Raw genomic sequence first — 19,955 nt, forward strand, 5'->3', positions numbered from 1 at the left:
TGTTGTTACAAGATTGGTTGTCTGTCACTGGGATTTGTTCCATGCTATCAGTGTTTGATTACAAAATTATTGCGCGACCAAATAACTCCCTGACTTCTGAGGGTGCTTATAAGTTGTTAGCGATTCTTGCAGTGATTGCATTGATGGTTGCGGTGGGGTTTACGCATATTGGGGCATGGTTAGTGTTGCCGTTTGCTGGGTTGGAATTGTTGGCATTTGCGTTAGCGTTCTACTACATTAGGTTGCATGCTGCTGATTTTGAGAGCATTACAATCGATGGTGACCAAGTGCTGGTCGAAAAAAAACACAATCGAGATGTGAGTGCGACAGTGTTTCAGCGTTATTGGACACAGGTCAGTGTGAAAGAATCCGCAGGCGGTAAGCATGCTCTAATGATTGGATCGCATGGCAAAGAGGTGGAGTTTGGCAAGCATTTTATCGACGATGAGCAGCGACTTGCTCTGGTGCGAGAACTAAAAAAGAAATTAAGAAACATTAACTAAATTTGATTTTGGAGTAATGGAGATGCAAGTGTTTAAAAAAATTGGGGTAGGTTTAGCTGCATTGCTGGCTTCGCTCAATGTATATGCGGATTACAGTTGGAACTTTCCTGAGCCAGTGACCCCAATGGCGTTGGATACATTGCATGTGCACAACAAATTCATGATTATTACTGCGATTATTTTCTTCGCAGTGCTCGCAATTATGATCTATTCAATTTTTGCACACCGTAAAAGCAAGGGTTACAAAGCCGTTGCAGACAAAGCGCCATCTACAGCCGTAGAGATTTTTTGGACACTGATCCCTTTTGCAATTCTGCTCTTAATTGACTTTGTGATCATGGGTATTCCGGCGTACCACAGTGTGGTGATGATGGAAGACACGCGTGATCAATCGAATATGGTCATTAAAATTACCGGTTCACAATGGCGTTGGCAATATGAGTACTTAGATGGTGACGCAAAAGGCATTAAATTCGTCAGCAACTTAGTGACGACAGATGACCAACTGCACAATAAAGCAGAAAAAGGTGAGCACTACTTATTAGAAGTGGATAATCCTTTGGTGTTGCCAGTGGGTGAGAAGGTGCGTATTTTGATGACAGCATCTGATGTGCTACATAACTGGTGGGTGCCTCAGTTTGGTTCATCACGTGTGGCAGTGCCTGGTTTTATTCGTGAAACATGGGTGCAAGTGGAAAAAGCTGGTACTTACCGCGGCCAATGTAAAGAATTGTGCGGTAAAGGTCATGGTTATATGCCTGTAGTGGTCAACGCCGTGCCGATGGAAGAATACAAGGTTTGGGTTGCTAAAAAGCAAGAAGAACAAAAAGCGGCAAGCGAAGTCAAAGAAATGACTAAAGAAGACTTGGTTGCGCAAGGTAAAACTGTATACGAGAAAAACTGTGCTGTATGTCACCAAGTGACGGGTGCTGGTTTGCCTCCTGCTTTCCCTGCATTGACAGGCAGCAAAATCGCAACTGGGCCGATTTTTGGCGCAGATGGAAAATATTTAAAAGACAGTCATCTGGATCGTTTGTTAAACGGTAAAGGTGTCATGCCGGCTTGGAAGGCAACGTTGAATGATACTGAGATTGCTGCAGTGATTACTTACGAAAGACAAGCGCTAGGTAATGCAGCAACTGTAGACCCAATTGTTCAGCCTACGCAAGTTAAAGCGGCACGTGAATAATTAGTATTTTTTTAAATAGTTCTAAGGCGATTAGGAGAGCATTATGAGTACTACAACTGTAGCGCATCATGAAGAGCACAGCGATCACCCAACCGGTATCATGCGTTGGTTGACAACAACAAATCACAAAGACATTGGTACGATGTATCTTACCTTTTCTTTAATTATGTTCTTGGTAGGGGGCTCAATGATTTTGGGTATCCGTGCCGAGTTATTTAAGCCAGGTCTTCAGTTGATGAACCCTGACTTTTTTAACCAGTTGATTGGCGTGCATGCGTTGATCATGATTTTCGCAGCCTTGATGCCTGCAGCCACTGGGTTTGCTAACTGGATGATCCCGTTGCAAATCGGTGCACCAGATATGGCGCTTCCGCGTTTGAATAACTGGGGCTTCTGGTTACTTCCTCCTTCAGCAATTCTACTTACCTTACCATTTACCTTGGCTTTGTTTGGTATTGGCGATGGTGCACTGGCGACAGGCTGGACATTCTATCCGCCACTGTCTGTGCAAGGCGGTATCGGCGTAGACTTCGCGATTTTTGCCGTTCACTTGTTGGGTATCTCTTCTGTAATGGGTTCTATTAACATCATCGTGACGTTATTCAATATGCGCGCACCTGGCATGACGTTGATGAAAATGCCAATGTTTGCATGGGGCTGGTTGATTACTGCATTCTTATTGGTTGCTACTATCCCTGTATTGGCTGGTGCAGTGACTATGTTGTTAACGGACCGTCACTTTGGTACGCACTTCTTTGATGCTGCTGGTGGTGGTGACCCAATCATGTTCCAACACTTGTTCTGGTTCTTTGGTCACCCAGAAGTGTATATTTTGTTACTGCCAGTATGGGGTTTCATTCCACAAATCTTACAAACATTCTCACGTAAACCAATGTATGGCTACAAAGCACAAGTGTACTCACTATGGGCAATTGGTGCGTTAGCTGTGGTTGTTTGGGCGCATCACTTCTTTACAGCGGGTATGCCTGTGCCTGCATTGCTCTACTTTATGTATAGCACGATGGCGATTTCACTCCCATTGGCCGTGTTGTTCTTCTGCTGGATTAAAACCATGTGGAAAGGCTCCATGACCTTTGAAACACCGATGTTGTTTGCGGTGGGTTGGATTATCTTGTTCGGTATCGGTGGTTTAACCGGCTTGGTATTGGCGGACGTAGCAGCTGATGCGCAATACCACAACAGCTACTTCGTTGTAGCGCACTTCCACTACACACTGTTTGCTGGCGGTATCATGGGTATCATGGCAGGCGTGTACTACTGGTTGCCAAAAATGACTGGTCATATGTATAACGAGAAGTTAGGTAAACTGCATTTCTGGTTAACTGCTATTTCTTTCAACGTGACTTTCATTCCACAATTCTTTGTTGGTTTAGCAGGTATGCCACGTCGTATTCCTGACTATGCATTGCAATTTGCCGAGTTCAATATGATCTCGACAGTAGGTGCCTTTATCTTGGGTCTATCGCAATTGTTGTTTGTGTATAACATCATCAGTTGTGCTCGAGGCGGTCAAAAAGCAACAGATAAAGTGTGGGAAGGTGCAGAAGGCTTGGAATGGACATTACCATCTCCACCGCCATACCATAGCTTTAACGAACAACCTGTTATTAAGTAATTTATTGTTGAGTAACTAAGGAAATATGGGGCTTGGTACAGCCAAGCCCTGTTTTAAATGGAACAAAAAGAAGCTTTAAAAAACGCACGCAACAAAAAAATTGCCATCATTATTGGTGCCATTGTGTTCGTTTGGTATGTGGTTTCGATATTTACTGTTTGGCATCAGTGATTTTGACCGGTAAATGTCATTGTAGGTGTTGGTTCAATGGCTGAGCATCATTCGACAGAGCAGAAAGCTGCCAACAAAAAATTGGCCATCAAAGTACTGTATGTGGTCATTGGCTCGTTGCTGTTTGCTTTTGCATTAGTGCCTTTGTACGATGTGTTGTGTTCGATTACCGGTTTAAATGGTAAAACTGACAATACCGCGGCGACGTTGGCAAAAGCAAAAGTAGATGCTTCAAGAATGGTGACGGTACAGTTTGTGTCTGCAGTGATGCCTGGTTTGGGTTGGAACTTTTATCCCAAGCAAACGAGTGTGACGCTACACCCTGGTCAGATTGAAACGGTATTGTTTGTAGCAAAAAATACGACCAGTGAAACTGTGTCTGGTCAGGCGGTGCCAAGTGTAACGCCAGGTAAAGCATCAACGCACTTAAAGAAAATCGAGTGTTTTTGTTTCGTGAATCAGGCCTTAAAGTCTGGTGAAACAAAAGAAATGCCGTTAAGGTTTTTTATCAGTCCTGATTTGCCAAAAGATGTGAAGGAATTGACGCTGTCATACTCATTCTTTAAAGCACCGGGTAAGTAATGAAGCAGTAAAGTAATACGCAGTTTAATCGTTGTTAAATATAAATATTAGTATGCTTGGGAGTTAGCGCATGGCAACACATTCTGAAAATCAATATTTTGTGCCACACGGAAGTATTTATCCTTCAATACTTTCTGCTGGTTTGTTATCAATGGCTTCAGGATTTATATTTTCTGTCGCAACGGATCGTGGCGGCAAGTCGCTGGCTTACCTTGAAGGTCCTGGCCACTGGATGATGTACTTTGGTTTAGCCGTTGTGGTATTCATGATGTTCAAGTGGCTGGGCACTGTGATTACTGAGAGTATGACCGGTAAATACAAAAGCTGGGAAGACAAGTCATTCCGCTGGGGTATGGTGGTCTTTATTGCTTCAGAAGTGGCATTTTTCTCAGCCTTCTTCGGTGCTTTATTCTACATGCGCGTACTGTCTGTACCCGATTTGGCGAGTTACGCACCAGACATCACGCCCTACAAAGACTTTTTGGCTGTTTGGCCTTCACAAGGTCCGGGTGGTCATGTACTAGGTGCAGAATACACACCAAACCCTGCTTTTAAGCCAATGCACTGGTCTGGTTTGCCACTGATTAACACCATTTTGTTATTAACTTCTGGCGCGACCATTACTTGGGCACATTGGGGTTTGATTAAGAACAACCGTACGCAATTAATTATTGGTATGTTCTTAACAGTAGCACTGGGTATTGCTTTCTTGATTTGCCAAGGCATGGAATATCATCATGCGTATACTGAAATGGGTTTAACGCTTGGTAGCGGTGCTTATGGCGCTACGTTCTTTATGCTGACTGGCTTCCATGGTTTCCATGTGACCATTGGTACGATTATGTTGATTGTGATCTTATTACGTTGCATGAAAGGCCACTTTACGCCTGAGCATCACTTTGGTTTTGAAGGTGTGGCTTGGTACTGGCACTTTGTGGATGTGGTGTGGTTAGGCTTGTTTATCTTTGTTTACATGCTGTAATCAGTAGAATGAAAAAAGGGCGATGCAATGCATCGCCCTTTTTATTTATGTTGGCATTTGCGTTAAAGCGAGTGTCCGATAAGCCCAAAATAAGCGGCGATAATCAAGGCAGCAAATAAGGTAATGGATAACCCAATTCTCACAGTTAGCGCTTTTACTGTACGGTCATTGCCTCTTTTGTCTTTCATTAGAAAAAACAGTGCCGAGAACAGACTGCTGACAATGATGATTAACACGAGTACGGTTGCAATTTTAATCCACATGATAATGTCCAATATGTTTACTTTAAAGATTATGCGACTGGCTAATTAAAAATGCAATTTAACTTTCTGCACAATTCGTTTAACAGCAACTGGCGGTTTGAAACAAATTGGATCAGCACAATGATTGTGCTGGTGTGTATTCCACTGTTTATCAAACTTGGTTTATGGCAATACCATAAAGCGGCGACTAAACAGGCGATTCAAGACCAATATCAAACCAGCTTAACGAAAAAAATTGTCCAGTTAACAGATCATTTGAACGCGCCTGAAGCATTACAGTTTCAGCAAGTGCAGGTTTCCGGCCATTATGAGACGCAGTATCAGATACTGATTGATAATCAGGTTGAGGATAGTCAGGCCGGTTTTCATGTCGTGACGCCTTTTAAAATAGAGGGTACTGAGCGCTATGTGTTGATCAATCGTGGCTGGGTTGTAGGCGCTGCTGATCACCAAGCCTTACCTGTATTTGATACATCGACAACAACACAAGAAATTAAGGGCATGGTGTGGATTCCTTCTAGTAAAATATTTACGCTTGAAGAAAAACCGAATACGGCGGCTGAACAGAATAAACCATGGACGCTGGTGTGGCAGCATTTGGATATGAAAAAATATCATCAGCTGGCACCCATTCCGATATTGGATGTCATTATCAAACTGGACCCAACCGTGGCAAAAGATGGGTTTGTAAGAAACTGGCAAATGCCACCCAGTAAAATCATGACCAATCTGGGTTATGCCTATCAATGGTTTGGATTTGCTTTCGCTACCCTAGCGATTTATTTATATACCAGCGTGAAACGCGTGCAAACAAAAGAGTAGATTATGCAAAATGAATTGAATATAGAGGCTGCGCAGCAACGTCGCGGCCGCATGATATTTTTGATGATGGCGGTTTTCTTTATCGTGCCCATCGTTGTGGTCGTCACCATGATTAAAATGGATTGGCGACCTGGAGGCCAAAGTCTTGGTGAGTTAGTGCAACCACCACGCCTACTTCAGGCCGATGCACACTTATTGAATGTGAAAGGTACGGCGCTGCCCAAGTTTTGGGGCGACAAATGGAATATGGTGTATGTGGCCAATGCCTGTGAGCAATCATGCTTAAATAAACTGCACGATATGCGTCAAATCCATGTGTCGACGTATAAAGACATTATCCGTGTGCAACGCGTACTGATAACGCATCAAGCTGATGTGAATGCAATACAGACGATGTATCCGGATATGCTGATTTTGAATCAATCCGTAGAGAGTATTGATGCGCTTGCCAAACAATTTAATATTCAGGCCGAAGATGCCTTAGCGGGCAATCGCATTTATTTTGTGGATCCGCTAGGTCATCTGATGATGAGCTATCCGCAAACGACCCCAGCAGCCAATATTCGGAAAGATTTGGTTCGACTACTCAAATTCTCTTGGGCGGGATAAACGTATCATGATATTTAAACGATTAAGTCTTATCGCCATGCTCACTGCCCTATGTTTAGTGTCGTTGGGGGCGTATGTTCGATTGTCTGATGCCGGACTGGGTTGCCCGGACTGGCCAGGCTGCTATGGCGCTTTGACAGTGCCACAAAGTGTAGACGCTATTGCGCAAGCGCAAACGGTGTACCCCCATGCGCCGGTAGAGGCTGGGAAAGCTTGGAAGGAAATGGCACACCGTTATGTTGCTGCTGTATTGGGCTTGATGGTGCTTGCATTGTTTATATTGGGCTGGAAAAACAAATCATCCATTCGCACCTCGCCTTGGGTGACCACTGGCTTAGCTGGCCTCATTGTGTTTCAAGCCTTATTGGGCATGTGGACAGTCACCCTATTATTAAAACCAGTAGTGGTCAGTGCACACTTATTAGGCGGCATGAGCACGTTGGCCATATTAGTATGGATTGCGCACCGGCATTGGGGCACACAAATTGGACGCCATCTGATTCCAGCCAGCTATTACTGGCTGATACGGGTTGCCTTATTGGTCTTGTTTGCCCAAATCTTTTTGGGTGGATGGACCAGTACTAACTATGCAGCATTGGCGTGTACTGACTTCCCTACCTGTCACGGACAATGGCTGCCGGCCATGGATTTTAAAGATGCGTTTCACTTACATCGTGAATTAGGTGAAAGTGCGGATGGTGGAAATCTTACCTTAGCATCCCTTACTGCGATTCAATGGACACACCGTATCGGTGCAGTCATTACATTGATTTATTTAGGTTTTATGGCAGTAAATGGTTTAAAATACGGCCAATTAAAAACATTAAGTATTGCGTTGTTGTGCGTGCTGTTAGCCCAGATTAGTTTGGGTATCGCTAACCTGTTATTGCATCTGCCTTTGGTGCTGGCGGTTGGCCACAACTTTGGTGCGGCGTTACTCGTTGTGATGGTCGTATTGTTGAATTCAAAAATTACCGCGCAGTCGCGTTAGTGCAATGCGGCATTAAAGACAGAAAAGAGTTTGAATTGAGTGTGAGTTTTGCAAATCAGTTAGATGCGTTTGGCGTCAGTGTTAAAAATTTCTATGCGCTATGCAAGCCACGTGTAACAGCGCTGATTGTATTTACCGCACTCATCGGCATGTTTATGGCCACACCGGGAATGGTGCCGTGGGATATTCTTATCGCTACCACCATCGGCGTTGCATTTTCATCCGGTGCTGCTGCTGCTTTTAACTGTTTGATTGAACACAAAATTGATGCAGTGATGGCGCGCACGCGTGGCCGACCTTTGCCAACCGGACAGGTTTCCAATAAAGAAACCATGGTATTTGCCACCATTTTGGGTGGTGTAGGCTTGGCGATTCTATATCTATTCGTGAATCCACTGACCATGTGGCTCACTTTTGCCACCTTTGTTGGCTACGCAGTGATTTATACCGTGTTTCTTAAGCCCGCAACGCCCATGAACATCGTGATTGGCGGCGCCTCTGGTGCAATGCCACCGATACTGGGCTGGGCAGCGGTGAACAATAACGTATCACCTGAATCACTCATTATGTTCTTGATTATCTTTGCTTGGACGCCGCCGCATTTTTGGGCGTTAGCATTGTATCGCCGTGAAGAGTACGCCAAAGTAGGTATGCCGATGCTGCCGGTCACCCACGGCGAAGCATTTACCTTGCTGCACATCCTGCTCTACACCATTATTTTAGTGGTGGTTTCACTGATGCCGTATGGCTTAGGCATGAGTGGTCTGATTTATTTGGTGTCTTCTCTGGTATTGAATGCCGTATTTTTGGCTTATGTGATTGGCTTGTATCGTCAATATTCGGATGATCTGGCTAAAAGAACATTCAAATACTCGATTCTTTATTTGAGCTTGATCTTTGCTGCCTTGTTGGTGGACCACTACTGGAAATATTAATTCTGTTTGATTTCATACGATACAAACGGGCTATGGTAATTCAAAACAATTACTTGTAAGCTTTTGATTACTTATTACTAGAATTAGCATTTATCTATGACCGTATTAGTCACCGGCGGCGCCGGCTACATAGGCTCCCACACTTGCCTGCAATTGCTACAATCTGGCCAAGAGATTGTCGTATTGGATAACTTCTCTAACAGCCAATCTACATCGCTGGCGCGCATTCAACAGATATCAGGTGTCGAGTTCCCAACGATTATCGGCGATATTCGTGATAAAACCGTCCTGAGAGACCTGTTTAGCAAGTACTCGATTTCAAGTGTGATTCATTTTGCAGGCTTAAAAGCAGTGGGCGAATCCACTGAAAAGCCCATGATGTACTACGATAATAACGTGGCAGGTAGCTTGAGTTTATTGCAGGTCATGGCTGAGTTTGATGTCAAAACCATCGTATTTAGTTCATCTGCCACCGTGTATGGTGACCCCGCTTCGGTGCCGATTCGTGAAAATTTCCCTTTGAGTGCGACTAACCCGTATGGGCAAACTAAGCTGATGATTGAGCATATGCTCCGGGATATTTATCAGGCTGATAATACTTGGCGTATTGGGATCCTGCGTTACTTTAACCCAATAGGCGCGCATGAGAGCGGCATGATTGGGGAAGATCCCAATGGGATTCCGAACAACTTGCTACCCTATGTAGCCCAGGTTGCTGTGGGTAAGTTAAAAAAATTAAGAGTATTTGGCAATGACTATCCCACCCATGACGGTACCGGCGTGCGTGATTATATTCATGTGGTGGATTTGGCCGAGGGGCATTTGGCAGCGTTGCGCTACTTGGAAAAAGCGCCTAACCTATTGACGGTGAATTTAGGCACAGGTCATGGCTACAGTGTATTGGACGTGGTGAACGCATTTTCCAAAGAATCTGGCATTGAAATTGCTTATGAGTTCATGCCGCGTAGAGCTGGAGATGTTGCGTTGAATTATGCTGATCCAGCATTGGCAAAAACTTTGCTGGGATGGACTGCATCAAGAGATCTCGCGCAAATGTGTGCTGATACGTGGCGTTGGCAATCTCATAACCCATTAGGATATAAAACAGAATAATTGAAGCGGTGCGCGTAAAATAGATTCAACCGCACCAACTTGTTACTCAATAATATAATGAAGTCATCACAGCCGTTAGTTTATAGTAAAGAACTGACTATCCAGTCTTTGATCAAGATGCTGGCAGACCCAGTATTGATGATTGCTTCTCTCGTCATGCTCAGCGTGTACTTTGGTGAGGAGCTGGATGAAAAGTATTATCTGATCGCCATGCTGATTTTTGCCATTAGCTTTCCTGGCACTTGGTATAAAAACACCTCCATCTGGCAACAGTTTATAGGTATCCTCACCGACTGGTTTTTCATCGTTGCGGTCATTTTATTCTTCGGTTATTCCACCAGTTACCTCAATGTATTTCCACGCAATATGATTATGTATTGGGTGCTCATCACACCCATACTGATTTTATTGGTACATATTGCGGTCGATAGCTACCTGACCAGTAACCTGTATCGCGAAGCTGTCACGCGCAATGCGGTGATTGTGGGTGTGGGTAATCAGGGCATGCAATTACGTGACCGCATGGATAGTGATTTGGAACTAGGTCTACAATTCAAAGGCTTCTTTGATGACCGCGATCTCAGCCGTACTGTGCTGGAAGATCATAATAGTTTGCAGCTGATGGGAAGAATCAGCGAGCTGTCTGACTATGTGCGTAAAAACAGCATTGATATTATTTACATCGCGTTGCCGATGACTTCGCAGCCTCGGGTGCTCGATTTACTGGACGGCTTAAAAGACACCACAGTGTCTATTTACTTTGTGCCGGATATTTTTGTGTTTGATTTGATCCAAGCACGTATTGACGATGTCGGTGGTATTCCTGTGGTGGCGGTGTGTGAAACACCATTCTCTGGCTTCAACGGCTTTATTAAACGCGCGAGTGATATTGTGCTATCACTGATTATCCTGTTACTGATTTCACCCGTTTTATTGGCAGTGGCGATTGGCGTGAAGCTAAGCTCTAAAGGGCCGGTGTTGTTCAAGCAGCGCCGTTATGGCTTAGATGCCGAAGAAATTTTGGTCTATAAATTTAGATCCATGACGGTAGAAGAGAATGGCGATAAAGTCACACAGGCCACTAAAAACGATGTACGCATTACACGGTTTGGCCGCTTTATTCGTAAGACTTCTTTGGATGAATTGCCGCAGTTCATCAATGTGTTACAAGGCCGCATGAGTATTGTCGGGCCAAGGCCGCATGCGGTTGCGCACAATGAGATGTATCGTAAAGTGATTAAAGGCTACATGATTCGCCACAAAGTGAAACCGGGCATTACAGGCTGGGCACAGGTGAATGGCCTGCGCGGCGAGACAGATACTGTCGATAAAATGGAAGCGCGTATTGAGTTCGATTTAGACTACTTGAGAAGCTGGTCTTTGTCTTTAGACTTGAAAATTATCGTGCGTACCATCTTACTGGTATTTAAAGACAGAAACGCTTATTAGCGCAGTATTTTAGCGCTCTACACGTTGTTGGTATAAACGTTCGTAAGTATCCATTTCTGCATGTAAACGCACAATGTCATATACAGTAACAGTGCCCAAACCAATCGCCTCATGCGCATAATTTGCACGATGCATTTCCATGGCTTGTATGCGTTCATTTCTTAAATCACGTAACTTATTCAATAATTTCATCGTATTCTCCTGTGAAGTTTTCTTGTTGAATAGCGCCAGTCTACGTATCAATTGTTTCAGTTTGATGAGCATTTCGTCGATAGTCCGCTCTGTACTGCCTAAAAATTCTGCAAGACTTGATTGCATCGTATGGCTTGGCGTATGCTCATTGCATGACTGAACGAGAGCGATGATGTTGACTTGTATGAAAGATAAGCGTTGAAACCTCACCCTAGGCTAATTCAGTGGGCAGCCATATGCCTATTGCTAACACTCGCTACTTGGGTTGGCCATCATTACCAACAAGTGTTGAGTACCACAGGCGTGGTCATGATGTATTTACTTGTGGTGGTGGTCGCGGCTTATTTCTTTGAAATAGCCCTTGCACTGATCTCGGTTGGCGCCGCTTTTGTGGCGATTAACTATTTTTTCATTGCGCCTACCTATACATTCCAAGTGGGGAGTGTGGCGTCATGGGCAAGCCTCATCAGTTTTCTGGTGGTAGCTGTGGTCATTGCTTCTTTGGTTAAGCGGTTACAGTCTCAAACCGCCTTATTTATGGCAGCTTCTAAGCATGCGGAGTTTGCGAGAAAGTTATCTGAACGGCTAGCGGTGATGGATGATCTGCAACTGCTCGCGCAAGAAGCCTGTGAGCTGCTATCAGGGCAGTATCACATGGCATTTCAAGTGGTAGGCGCACAGCACGCACTCACTGATGTACTGCAAGGGCCAGATCCGCATGCATTGGCTTGGGTGACTTCGACTGGGCAAACGATTGGCCCATTTACACAGAACTGGCCAGAAAGTCGTTATTGGCTGATTCCATTTAGCCGATTGCCCAGTACCTTGCCGAGTATGTGGATTGCACATGAACAGCTCCCCGATGTGGCGGCGCTGAATAAAAGCACATTGGCTGCTATCCAGTCCCATGTCGAGCAAGTGTCACAAGCATATCAACGGGTGCAACATCATGCGCGTGCAAAACAAGCGGAGTGGCAGGCGCAGCAAGAGGCGATGCAAAATGCACTGCTCGCCTCTATTTCGCACGATATGCGTACACCATTGACAGCCATTTTAGGCGCATCGACCGCATTGCAGCAGTTTCCGCTGATTCAGCAAGACAAGCAGATCAGCCATTTGGCTACGATGATTGCCACGCAGGCGACGTATTTAAGTACCACGACAGAAAATATCTTATCGCTCATCCGTTTAGAGGCTTCTACGCCATTGAGTATTCCCATGGATTGGCAATCGCCGGAGGAAATTATTGGGATTGTAATGACCCATTATCAACAGCGTGGCGAGGCTTTGAATATCCAAACGCGCATAGATGTCAGCGATGCACTGTTCAAAGCCAATGCCCATTTATTGACACAAGCGCTTATTAACCTGGTTGACAATGCCAAGCAAGCCAGCACGGTGGACGCGCCAATTGTGCTGGAGGTGAGTGCAGAAGATGCATGGTTAGATGTGTCTGTAATAGACCAAGGCCCAGGCTTTGCTGCAGGGTTTGAAGTGACGCAGATTAAAAAATTTTCGACCAAGCGCGCACACGGGTTAGGCTTGGGCCTGCCGATTGTACAATTGATTGCAAAGTTACATGAGGCACAGCTCATCATTGAAAACCATCCGGCGGATTCAAGCCAGTCTGGCGCGCGCGTCACGCTGCGCTTTCAACGTATGCGGTTTGAGGCTTGACGATGCGACCTATAGTAGAGACTGAATGGCTGCTAACATGTTAGAAAAACCATTGATCCATGTGATTGAAGACGATGTACAAATCAGTGATTTTCTACAGCTCAGTTTGCAGTCGCAGGGGTATGTTGTGAAAACCAGCCGCACGTTAGCGCAGGCGACCGCCGCATTTTTTGAAACCAAACCCGCGCTGGTGATTTTAGATTTGAATTTGCCGGATGGCGATGGCCGCCAGTTTATCCGTGAAGCGCGACAGCAATCAGATATTCCCATTTTGGTGCTATCGGCAAGGCAAATGGAGCAGGAAAAAGTAGATTGTTTTACCGATGGTGCAGATGATTATTTAGCCAAGCCATTTGGGGTGCATGAGTTAGTCGCGCGCGTCAAAGTAGCATTAAAGCGCAGTACCATGATGTCTTTACGCGATCATATTGTGCGCATAGGTCCTTTGATGATTGATCGAGAGCATCAAGCGGTCACGCTCAACGATGAAGCCTTACACCTTACGCCGATAGAGCTGAAGCTGTTACTCATTTTGGCTAGAAAACCGGGTAAGGCTTATTCGCACCGACAACTGCTCACGGAGGTGTGGGGTGCAGAATATGTGGATGATACGCATTACTTACGAATACACATGGGGCGCCTGCGCGCGCGCATAGAAACCAATACGGCAGCGCCTAGTTTTATTCTGACAGAAGCGGGCGTTGGCTACCGGTTAGCGTCTGCCTAACGCACTTTAAAATATAGGCAATGTTTATGTGATTGATATATCTCCACTGATTGAATGGCATGGTCATCATTCATCAAGGAAATATATGCATACACAAACCGCATCCAAAGGGCTTGCCGGACTGACCTTAGGCGCCATTGGCGTTGTTTATGGAGATATCGGCACCAGCCCGCTGTATACCATTAAAGAAATCTTTAGCACATCGACCGGCATCGCCCTTACACAAACCAATATTATTGGTGCCATCTCAGCCGTGTTTTGGGCATTGATGCTGGTAGTCACGCTCAAATACGTGGTGCTGGTGTTGCGCGCAGATAATCGTGGGGAAGGCGGCATCATGGCGCTGCTGGCACTCGCCGTATCTAGTGCTAGTCAGACGCCACGTAGTAAAAAGCTCTTGCTAGGTTTGGGCGTGTTTGGGGCTGCCTTGTTTTATGGCGATAGCATTCTTACCCCGGCAATCTCTGTGCTATCTGCCGTAGAGGGGTTGAGTTTAATCACACCTAATTTAACTACCTGGGTAATGCCGATATCGATTGGGATATTGATGGCCTTATTTGCCATTCAACGGCACGGCACGCATACGGTTGGCAAGTTATTTGGCCCCATTATTGTGGTTTGGTTTGCTGTGTTGGGCGCGGTTGGGGCTTACCACGTCATGCAGAATCCTGTGATATTACAAGCACTGAATCCGTTGTATGCCGTACAATTTTTAGCAGCACGTGGCGCAGGTGTGTTTTTAGCAGTAGGGGCTGTGGTGTTGGCCATCACTGGGGCAGAGGCCCTGTATGCGGATATGGGGCATTTTGGCAAACCGGCCATCCGGATTGCTTGGACCGGCTTGGTGTTGCCAGGTCTTGCCCTTAATTACTTAGGCCAAGGGGCGCTGCTGTTAGCCAATCCGGCAGCAGTGAGTAACCCGTTCTATTTGGCATTTCCACCATCGTTACTTATCCCGGCAGTGATGCTGGCAACAGTCGCCACCATCATTGCATCGCAAGCTGTGATTTCCGGTGCGTATTCCATCACGCAGCAAGCCATTCAATTGGGCTTTTTGCCTAGAATGAAAATCACCCATACCTCTGCCAGTGCATCCGGTCAGATTTATATTCCTATGATCAACTGGCTGTTGTTGATTGCAGTGGTGGTCACTGCAATTGCCTTTCAAAATTCATCGGCGATTGCTGCTGCCTATGGCATTGCGGTGACCGGTACCATGCTCATCACCACAATCCTGACGTATTTTGTGTTACGCCATCAGTGGCATTATCCACTGTGGCTGACATTGAGCGCTACCAGTCTATTTATATTGTTAGATGTGTTGTTGTTGGCATCCTGTTCGGTTAAGTTTTTCAAGGGCGGTTGGTTTCCGGTGGCGCTCGCCATGTTGCTGGTACTGGTGATGTGGACATGGAAACAAGGGCGTGAGATATTGTTTCAACACATGCATGAGGGTGACCCAAAGCTAGAAGATTTTGTGCGCATGATTACACAAGATAAGCGGGTGAGAGTTGCACGCACAGCTGTGTTTTTAAGCGCCGATGTAGATGTTGTGCCACAAGCGTTGCTGCACAATATGAAACATAATCAGGTGCTGCATGAGCGTAATATTGTGTTGACCGTGCTGTTTAAAGACGTGCCCAAAGTAAACCCTTTACAAAGGATGCAGATACATGGCTTGGGTAATGGGTTCTGGCAAATTAAATTAGCCTATGGCTTTATGGAAATTCCGGATATTCCACAGGCGCTGACAGGCTGTGAAATAGGGGATTATCGTTTAGATGCTTTTAACACCTCTTATTTCGTGAGTCGCGAAACGGTAGTGCCTGGCCCTGGTGGAAAAATGGCCCATTGGCGAGATCAACTGTTTGCGACTATGTCGCGCAATGCAGGCAGTGTAGTGAGTTATTTCAATATCCCTAGCAATAGTGTGATTGAGTTGGGCACACGCATCCATATCTAACACATCCCTGATCTAATCACTCTCTAGGCTCAGACTTAAACAATTGGCATGTGTTGTTGTGGCACATGCCAATTGCATTCACATATCGGTTTCTTTGCCAAATTCTCATGATACAAAGTAATGCCAATAAATGACTTGTGCGGTAAACTATTTGCGCAATAGCTATATTAAGCAGGTTTTTCTGTAGCTATTCGATAAGACTTTGTGATGGAATACGCGTAAAGTCTTCACTGGTATAAGCAAATGGTTGGGTATGCCTATGGGTAGTGGTGGCGTGTTTAATTTATATCGTATTACATGTGATCAAAATTGAATGTACATCATTCATTAGGGTGCCTGAATCAATGCGCGTGTTGCAATTTAAGCTTTATTTAACTACTTGGTGTGTGGGTTGTCTGCTTATGGCTACTGGCATGCAAGCGGACGCGCGCAGTCAAGTGAAGCTGCAATTAAAGTGGCACCATCAATTTCAGTTTGCTGGTTATTATGCTGCCTTAGAAAAAGGCTACTACCGGCAAGAAAATCTAGATGTGGAGATTATTGAAGGTGGCAAGCAAAGGCCGCCTGTCAAGCAACTGCTGGCCGGTGCTGCAACCTATGCCATTGGCGATTCCGATATTCTGATTGACCGTGTGGCAGGCAAGCCGATTGTTGCAATTGCCTCTACTTTCCAACACTCTCCTTATGTGCTGTTGAGCTTGCGCGAGCAGCAAATATTTAGTCCTCAAGATTTAATTGGCAAACGCATCATGCTCTCGAATGGTTTGGGCGAAGCGCAGTTTATAGCCATGATGAATAAGCAGGGCATTGATATGAAGCTGCTGAAGATCGTGCCTCACACTTGGAACTTGAATGACTTAACGCAAGGTAAGGTGGATGTCATGTCTGCTTATGCTTCTGTTGAGCCGATACAGCTGGAATTACAAGGTTATTCGCCTGCCATATTAAGTACACAAAAGTTTGGGGTGGATTTCTATGGCGATATTCTGTTTACCACTGAGCAAGAAATTCGCACCCATCCTGAGCGTGTAGAAGCATTTTTGCGCGCCACCAAAAAAGGCTGGAATTATGCATTTAGCCATCCGGAGGAGTTGGCTGACCTCATTCTCAAAAAAGAAAGTGTTTCAAAAAACGGTATCACCCACGACACCTTATTGAGAGAGGCTTATGCCATGAGGCCATATGTGATGTCTGACATTGTTGAAGTGGGGCATATGAATCAAGAGCGTTGGGCGCATATAGCAAAAACACTGTCAGACCTCAACATGATCCCCAAACGCTATGTGTTGGATGGCTTTATCTATCACCCCAAAAGCAATATGGATGCAAGTGCTGCACGCTGGTTAGGTGGGTTAGGGCTGGCGTTACTTGCATTGATAGGTACTGTATCGGTATGGAATTTACAGATTCGTAGAAAAGTACGTATTAGAACAAAAGCCCTTCAAGACGAAGTCCTAAGGCGAGAGCACGCAGAGGAGCTACTCAAAATTGCCGGTGAGGCGGCAAGGTTAGGGGGGTGGATTTTAGAGCTAGAGGAACAGCGCGTGCTGTGGTCGGATGAAGTCGCGGCCATTCATGATTTGCCGGCCGGCTATACGCCCAGTATTGAAGAGGGCGTAAGTTACTTTGTGCCAGAGCATCGCCATATCATTCAAAAAGCTGTGCACGACTGTATTCACCAAGGCGAGCCATACGACTTGGAGCTGGAAAAAATCACGGCTTTAGGTCGCCGAATTTGGGTGCGCACTATTGGGCAACCAGTGCGCGATGCGTATGGCAATATTGTCCGATTGCAAGGTGCTTTTCAAGACATATCCGAACGTAAGAAATTAGAAGCATTTAAAATGGGGCAACGTGCCATTTTAGAAAAAATTGCCGTCGATGCAACTCTGAATGAGATATTGCATGCCGCAGTAGCATTGATAGAGGCGCAGTTCCCACACTGTTTGTGTTCTGTCATGTTGCTGGATCATGACGAAATGCATCTGGCGGATGGCGTCTCGATTAAGTTGGACTCTCGCTATGTGACACAACTGCACGGACTCACCATTGGTGCGCGGGCAGGCTCGTGCGGAACTGCCGCATATGAAAAAAGACGGGTCGTTGTCACTGACATTGCACAAGACCCGCTGTGGGAAAGTTATCAACACTTGGTGACAGACTTTGGTCTAAAAGCCTGTTGGTCCTCTCCTATCTTTTCGAGCAAACAAAAAGTACTAGGCACGTTTGCCGTGTATTACCAAACAGTGGCGGGGCCAACCGATGCTGAGCTTGAGTTAGTGGATGCACTTTCCCACTTGCTTGGTATTGCCATCGAGCGCCACCAGTCGCAACAACATTTACGGTTATTAGAGACCGGCATTGCTAGGCTCAACGATATTGTGATGATTACCGAGGCAGAGCCGATTGATGGGTTAGGGCCGCGTATTCTTTTTGTTAACGATGCCTTTGAGCGGGTGACCGGATATAGCCGCGAAGAAGTGATTGGTAAATCGCCACGCATATTGCAAGGCGAGCATACGCAAAAAGAAGAGTTAAGAAAAATCAAACAGGCACTTCAGGATTGGCAGCCAGTACGGGCCGAGGTGATTAACTATAAAAAGTCCGGCGAAGAGATTTGGCTGGAGTTGGATATTGTCCCAATCAGCGATGACACTGGCTGGTATACCCATTGGGTGGCAGTAGAGCGTGATATTACGCAGCGTAAGCAGGCCGAAAGCAAAATTCAGCAGTTGGCGTTTTACGACCCAATGACCAACTTGCCCAATCGGCAATTGTTGCTTGACCGCTTAGAACAGCGCCTTGCTTCCAGCACACGCACACATCATGCTGGCGCGGTTATCTTTATTGATTTGGATAATTTTAAATCACTCAACGATACGCACGGGCATGATGTGGGTGATTTATTACTGATTGAGGTGGCGCAGCGCGTGGTGGCGTGTGTACGGGAAACCGATACCGTGAGCCGGTTGGGCGGCGACGAGTTTGTGGTGATTATTGACGAGCTTGATGAAAACCTGCAAGAGGCGGCAGTACAGGCCAGCGCAGTGTGTGAAAAAATACTCAATAGCTTTAAAAAGCCGTTTCATTTAAAGCAATATGTGCATCACAGCTCGCCTAGTATTGGCGTTACGCTGTTTAACTACCAACAGCCCACCACTGTGGATGAACTATTAAGGCGTGCAGATTTGGCGATGTACAAAGCCAAAAGCTCCGGCCGCAATACCTACCGATTCTTTGACCCGCAAATGCAAGCCGTGGTCAATGACCGTGTATCTCTTGAGGGAGATTTGCATTTGGGGATTCGCTATCAGCAGTTTGAGTTGTATTACCAGCCACAGATGGATAGCGCACGGCATGTGATTGGCGCAGAAACTTTGATTCGCTGGCATCATCCTGACCGTGGATTGGTGATGCCAGGCCAGTTTATTCAATTGGCAGAAGACTCAGGCCTGATCTTGCCGATTGGCCAGTGGATACTTGAAACCGCCTGTAAACAGTTATTGGCTTGGGCCGCACAGCCGCATACTGCACACTTGGTGCTTGCTGTGAATGTGAGCGCGCGTCAATATTTACAAGCGGATTTTGCAGAAAAGCTGATTGCACTGCTAGATAGAACAGGTGTAGACCCTACCAAGCTGAAGTTAGAACTGACGGAAAGTATGTTGGTGGAAAATGTAGAAGACATCATTGTTAAAATGTCTGCACTCAAAGCCAAAGGCGTGGGCTTCTCTTTAGATGATTTTGGTACGGGTTATTCTTCGCTTTCTTACTTAAAACGTTTGCCACTCGATCAGCTAAAAATTGACCAGTCCTTTGTGCGTGATGTGATGACTGATCCCAATGATGCTAGCATCGTACGCGCGATTATTACCCTAGGGTTAAATTTGGGCTTGGATGTGATTGCCGAAGGCGTGGAGACAGAGGCGCAATTGCAAATATTGCTGGCCAATGGCTGTAAAGCATTTCAAGGGTATTTGTTTAGCAAGCCTGTGCCTATTGCACAATTCGATAGCTTGCTAAATGCAGCCACACTTCCAGCCAATTAATTTAGGCACACTGCTTAATCACTGAAATCACTATTGCAGCCGTTTTGTATCAGCACAACAATGCAATAATTTATACGGTAAATAAATAGTGAGCGAATATTT

At 45.6% G+C, this 19,955-nt stretch carries 17 protein-coding genes; 15 read left to right on the plus strand and 2 right to left on the minus strand.

The features are described from left to right. Window positions 1-41: 41 nt before the first annotated feature. The 5 genes from FG11_RS00980 to FG11_RS01000 all read left to right on the plus strand — a co-directional run bounded on the left by FG11_RS00980 (window position 42) and on the right by FG11_RS01000 (window position 5,063). Window positions 42-503, plus strand: a complete 462-nt coding sequence (locus FG11_RS00980; protein WP_020183764.1) for a DUF2244 domain-containing protein — start codon at window positions 42-44, stop codon at window positions 501-503. Window positions 504-525: 22 nt separating this feature from the next. Continuing rightward, window positions 526-1,692, plus strand: a complete 1,167-nt coding sequence (gene coxB / locus FG11_RS00985; protein ID WP_025223730.1) for a cytochrome c oxidase subunit II — start codon at window positions 526-528, stop codon at window positions 1,690-1,692. A gap of 43 nt (window positions 1,693-1,735) precedes the next feature. Next, window positions 1,736-3,328, plus strand: coding sequence for a cytochrome c oxidase subunit I (ctaD, locus tag FG11_RS00990; protein WP_047532607.1), 1,593 nt, complete (start codon window positions 1,736-1,738; stop codon window positions 3,326-3,328). A 207-nt stretch (window positions 3,329-3,535) separates the two neighbouring features. Continuing rightward, window positions 3,536-4,081 carry a cytochrome c oxidase assembly protein gene (locus FG11_RS00995; RefSeq protein WP_020183768.1) on the plus strand — a complete coding sequence of 182 codons (546 nt, stop codon included), beginning with the start codon at window positions 3,536-3,538 and terminating at the stop codon, window positions 4,079-4,081. Window positions 4,082-4,151: 70 nt separating this feature from the next. Continuing rightward, window positions 4,152-5,063 carry a cytochrome c oxidase subunit 3 gene (locus FG11_RS01000; RefSeq protein ID WP_020183769.1) on the plus strand — a complete coding sequence of 304 codons (912 nt, stop codon included), beginning with the start codon at window positions 4,152-4,154 and terminating at the stop codon, window positions 5,061-5,063. Between the two features lie 62 nt (window positions 5,064-5,125). On the opposite strand, the gene FG11_RS01005 is transcribed toward FG11_RS01000, so the two are convergent. Beyond that, window positions 5,126-5,326: a twin transmembrane helix small protein gene (locus FG11_RS01005; RefSeq protein WP_020183770.1), complete on the minus strand. Its 201-nt coding sequence runs from the start codon at window positions 5,324-5,326 to the stop codon at window positions 5,126-5,128. Window positions 5,327-5,446: 120 nt separating this feature from the next. Here FG11_RS01005 and FG11_RS01010 point away from each other — a divergent pair, with 120 nt between their 5' ends. The 6 genes from FG11_RS01010 (at window position 5,447) to FG11_RS01035 (ending at window position 11,245) form a co-directional block, all read left to right on the plus strand. Then, window positions 5,447-6,148: an SURF1 family protein gene (locus FG11_RS01010; RefSeq protein ID WP_235276313.1), complete on the plus strand. Its 702-nt coding sequence runs from the start codon at window positions 5,447-5,449 to the stop codon at window positions 6,146-6,148. 3 nt (window positions 6,149-6,151) lie between these two features. Beyond that, on the plus strand, window positions 6,152-6,757 hold the full coding sequence (locus FG11_RS01015) for an SCO family protein (RefSeq protein WP_047532610.1): 606 nt from the start codon (window positions 6,152-6,154) through the stop codon (window positions 6,755-6,757). A 7-nt stretch (window positions 6,758-6,764) separates the two neighbouring features. Then, complete coding sequence (locus FG11_RS01020) at window positions 6,765-7,748, plus strand: COX15/CtaA family protein (protein ID WP_047532612.1); 984 nt, start codon at window positions 6,765-6,767, stop codon at window positions 7,746-7,748. A gap of 35 nt (window positions 7,749-7,783) precedes the next feature. Next, complete coding sequence (gene cyoE / locus FG11_RS01025; RefSeq protein ID WP_051086479.1) at window positions 7,784-8,683, plus strand: heme o synthase; 900 nt, start codon at window positions 7,784-7,786, stop codon at window positions 8,681-8,683. Between the two features lie 96 nt (window positions 8,684-8,779). Further along, window positions 8,780-9,796 carry a UDP-glucose 4-epimerase GalE gene (gene galE, locus FG11_RS01030; protein WP_047532614.1) on the plus strand — a complete coding sequence of 339 codons (1,017 nt, stop codon included), beginning with the start codon at window positions 8,780-8,782 and terminating at the stop codon, window positions 9,794-9,796. Between the two features lie 57 nt (window positions 9,797-9,853). Further along, complete coding sequence (locus FG11_RS01035; RefSeq protein WP_020183776.1) at window positions 9,854-11,245, plus strand: undecaprenyl-phosphate glucose phosphotransferase; 1,392 nt, start codon at window positions 9,854-9,856, stop codon at window positions 11,243-11,245. A 9-nt stretch (window positions 11,246-11,254) separates the two neighbouring features. Here FG11_RS01035 and FG11_RS01040 read toward each other — a convergent pair whose 3' ends face one another. Next, window positions 11,255-11,563, minus strand: a complete 309-nt coding sequence (locus tag FG11_RS01040) for a hypothetical protein (protein ID WP_020183777.1) — start codon at window positions 11,561-11,563, stop codon at window positions 11,255-11,257. A 72-nt stretch (window positions 11,564-11,635) separates the two neighbouring features. Between FG11_RS01040 and FG11_RS01045 the strand changes: the two genes are divergently transcribed. The 4 genes from FG11_RS01045 (at window position 11,636) to FG11_RS01060 (ending at window position 19,853) form a co-directional block, all read left to right on the plus strand. Continuing rightward, on the plus strand, window positions 11,636-13,114 hold the full coding sequence (locus tag FG11_RS01045; protein WP_081978162.1) for a sensor histidine kinase: 1,479 nt from the start codon (window positions 11,636-11,638) through the stop codon (window positions 13,112-13,114). 37 nt (window positions 13,115-13,151) lie between these two features. Then, complete coding sequence (locus FG11_RS01050; protein ID WP_026361902.1) at window positions 13,152-13,841, plus strand: response regulator; 690 nt, start codon at window positions 13,152-13,154, stop codon at window positions 13,839-13,841. A gap of 85 nt (window positions 13,842-13,926) precedes the next feature. Beyond that, window positions 13,927-15,804, plus strand: a complete 1,878-nt coding sequence (locus FG11_RS01055; RefSeq protein ID WP_047532619.1) for a potassium transporter Kup — start codon at window positions 13,927-13,929, stop codon at window positions 15,802-15,804. Window positions 15,805-16,205: 401 nt separating this feature from the next. Beyond that, complete coding sequence (locus FG11_RS01060; protein WP_235276314.1) at window positions 16,206-19,853, plus strand: EAL domain-containing protein; 3,648 nt, start codon at window positions 16,206-16,208, stop codon at window positions 19,851-19,853. Window positions 19,854-19,955: the final 102 nt, after the last annotated feature.

It is taken from the genome of Methylotenera sp. N17 (assembly GCF_000799155.1).
Classification (GTDB): domain Bacteria; phylum Pseudomonadota; class Gammaproteobacteria; order Burkholderiales; family Methylophilaceae; genus Methylophilus.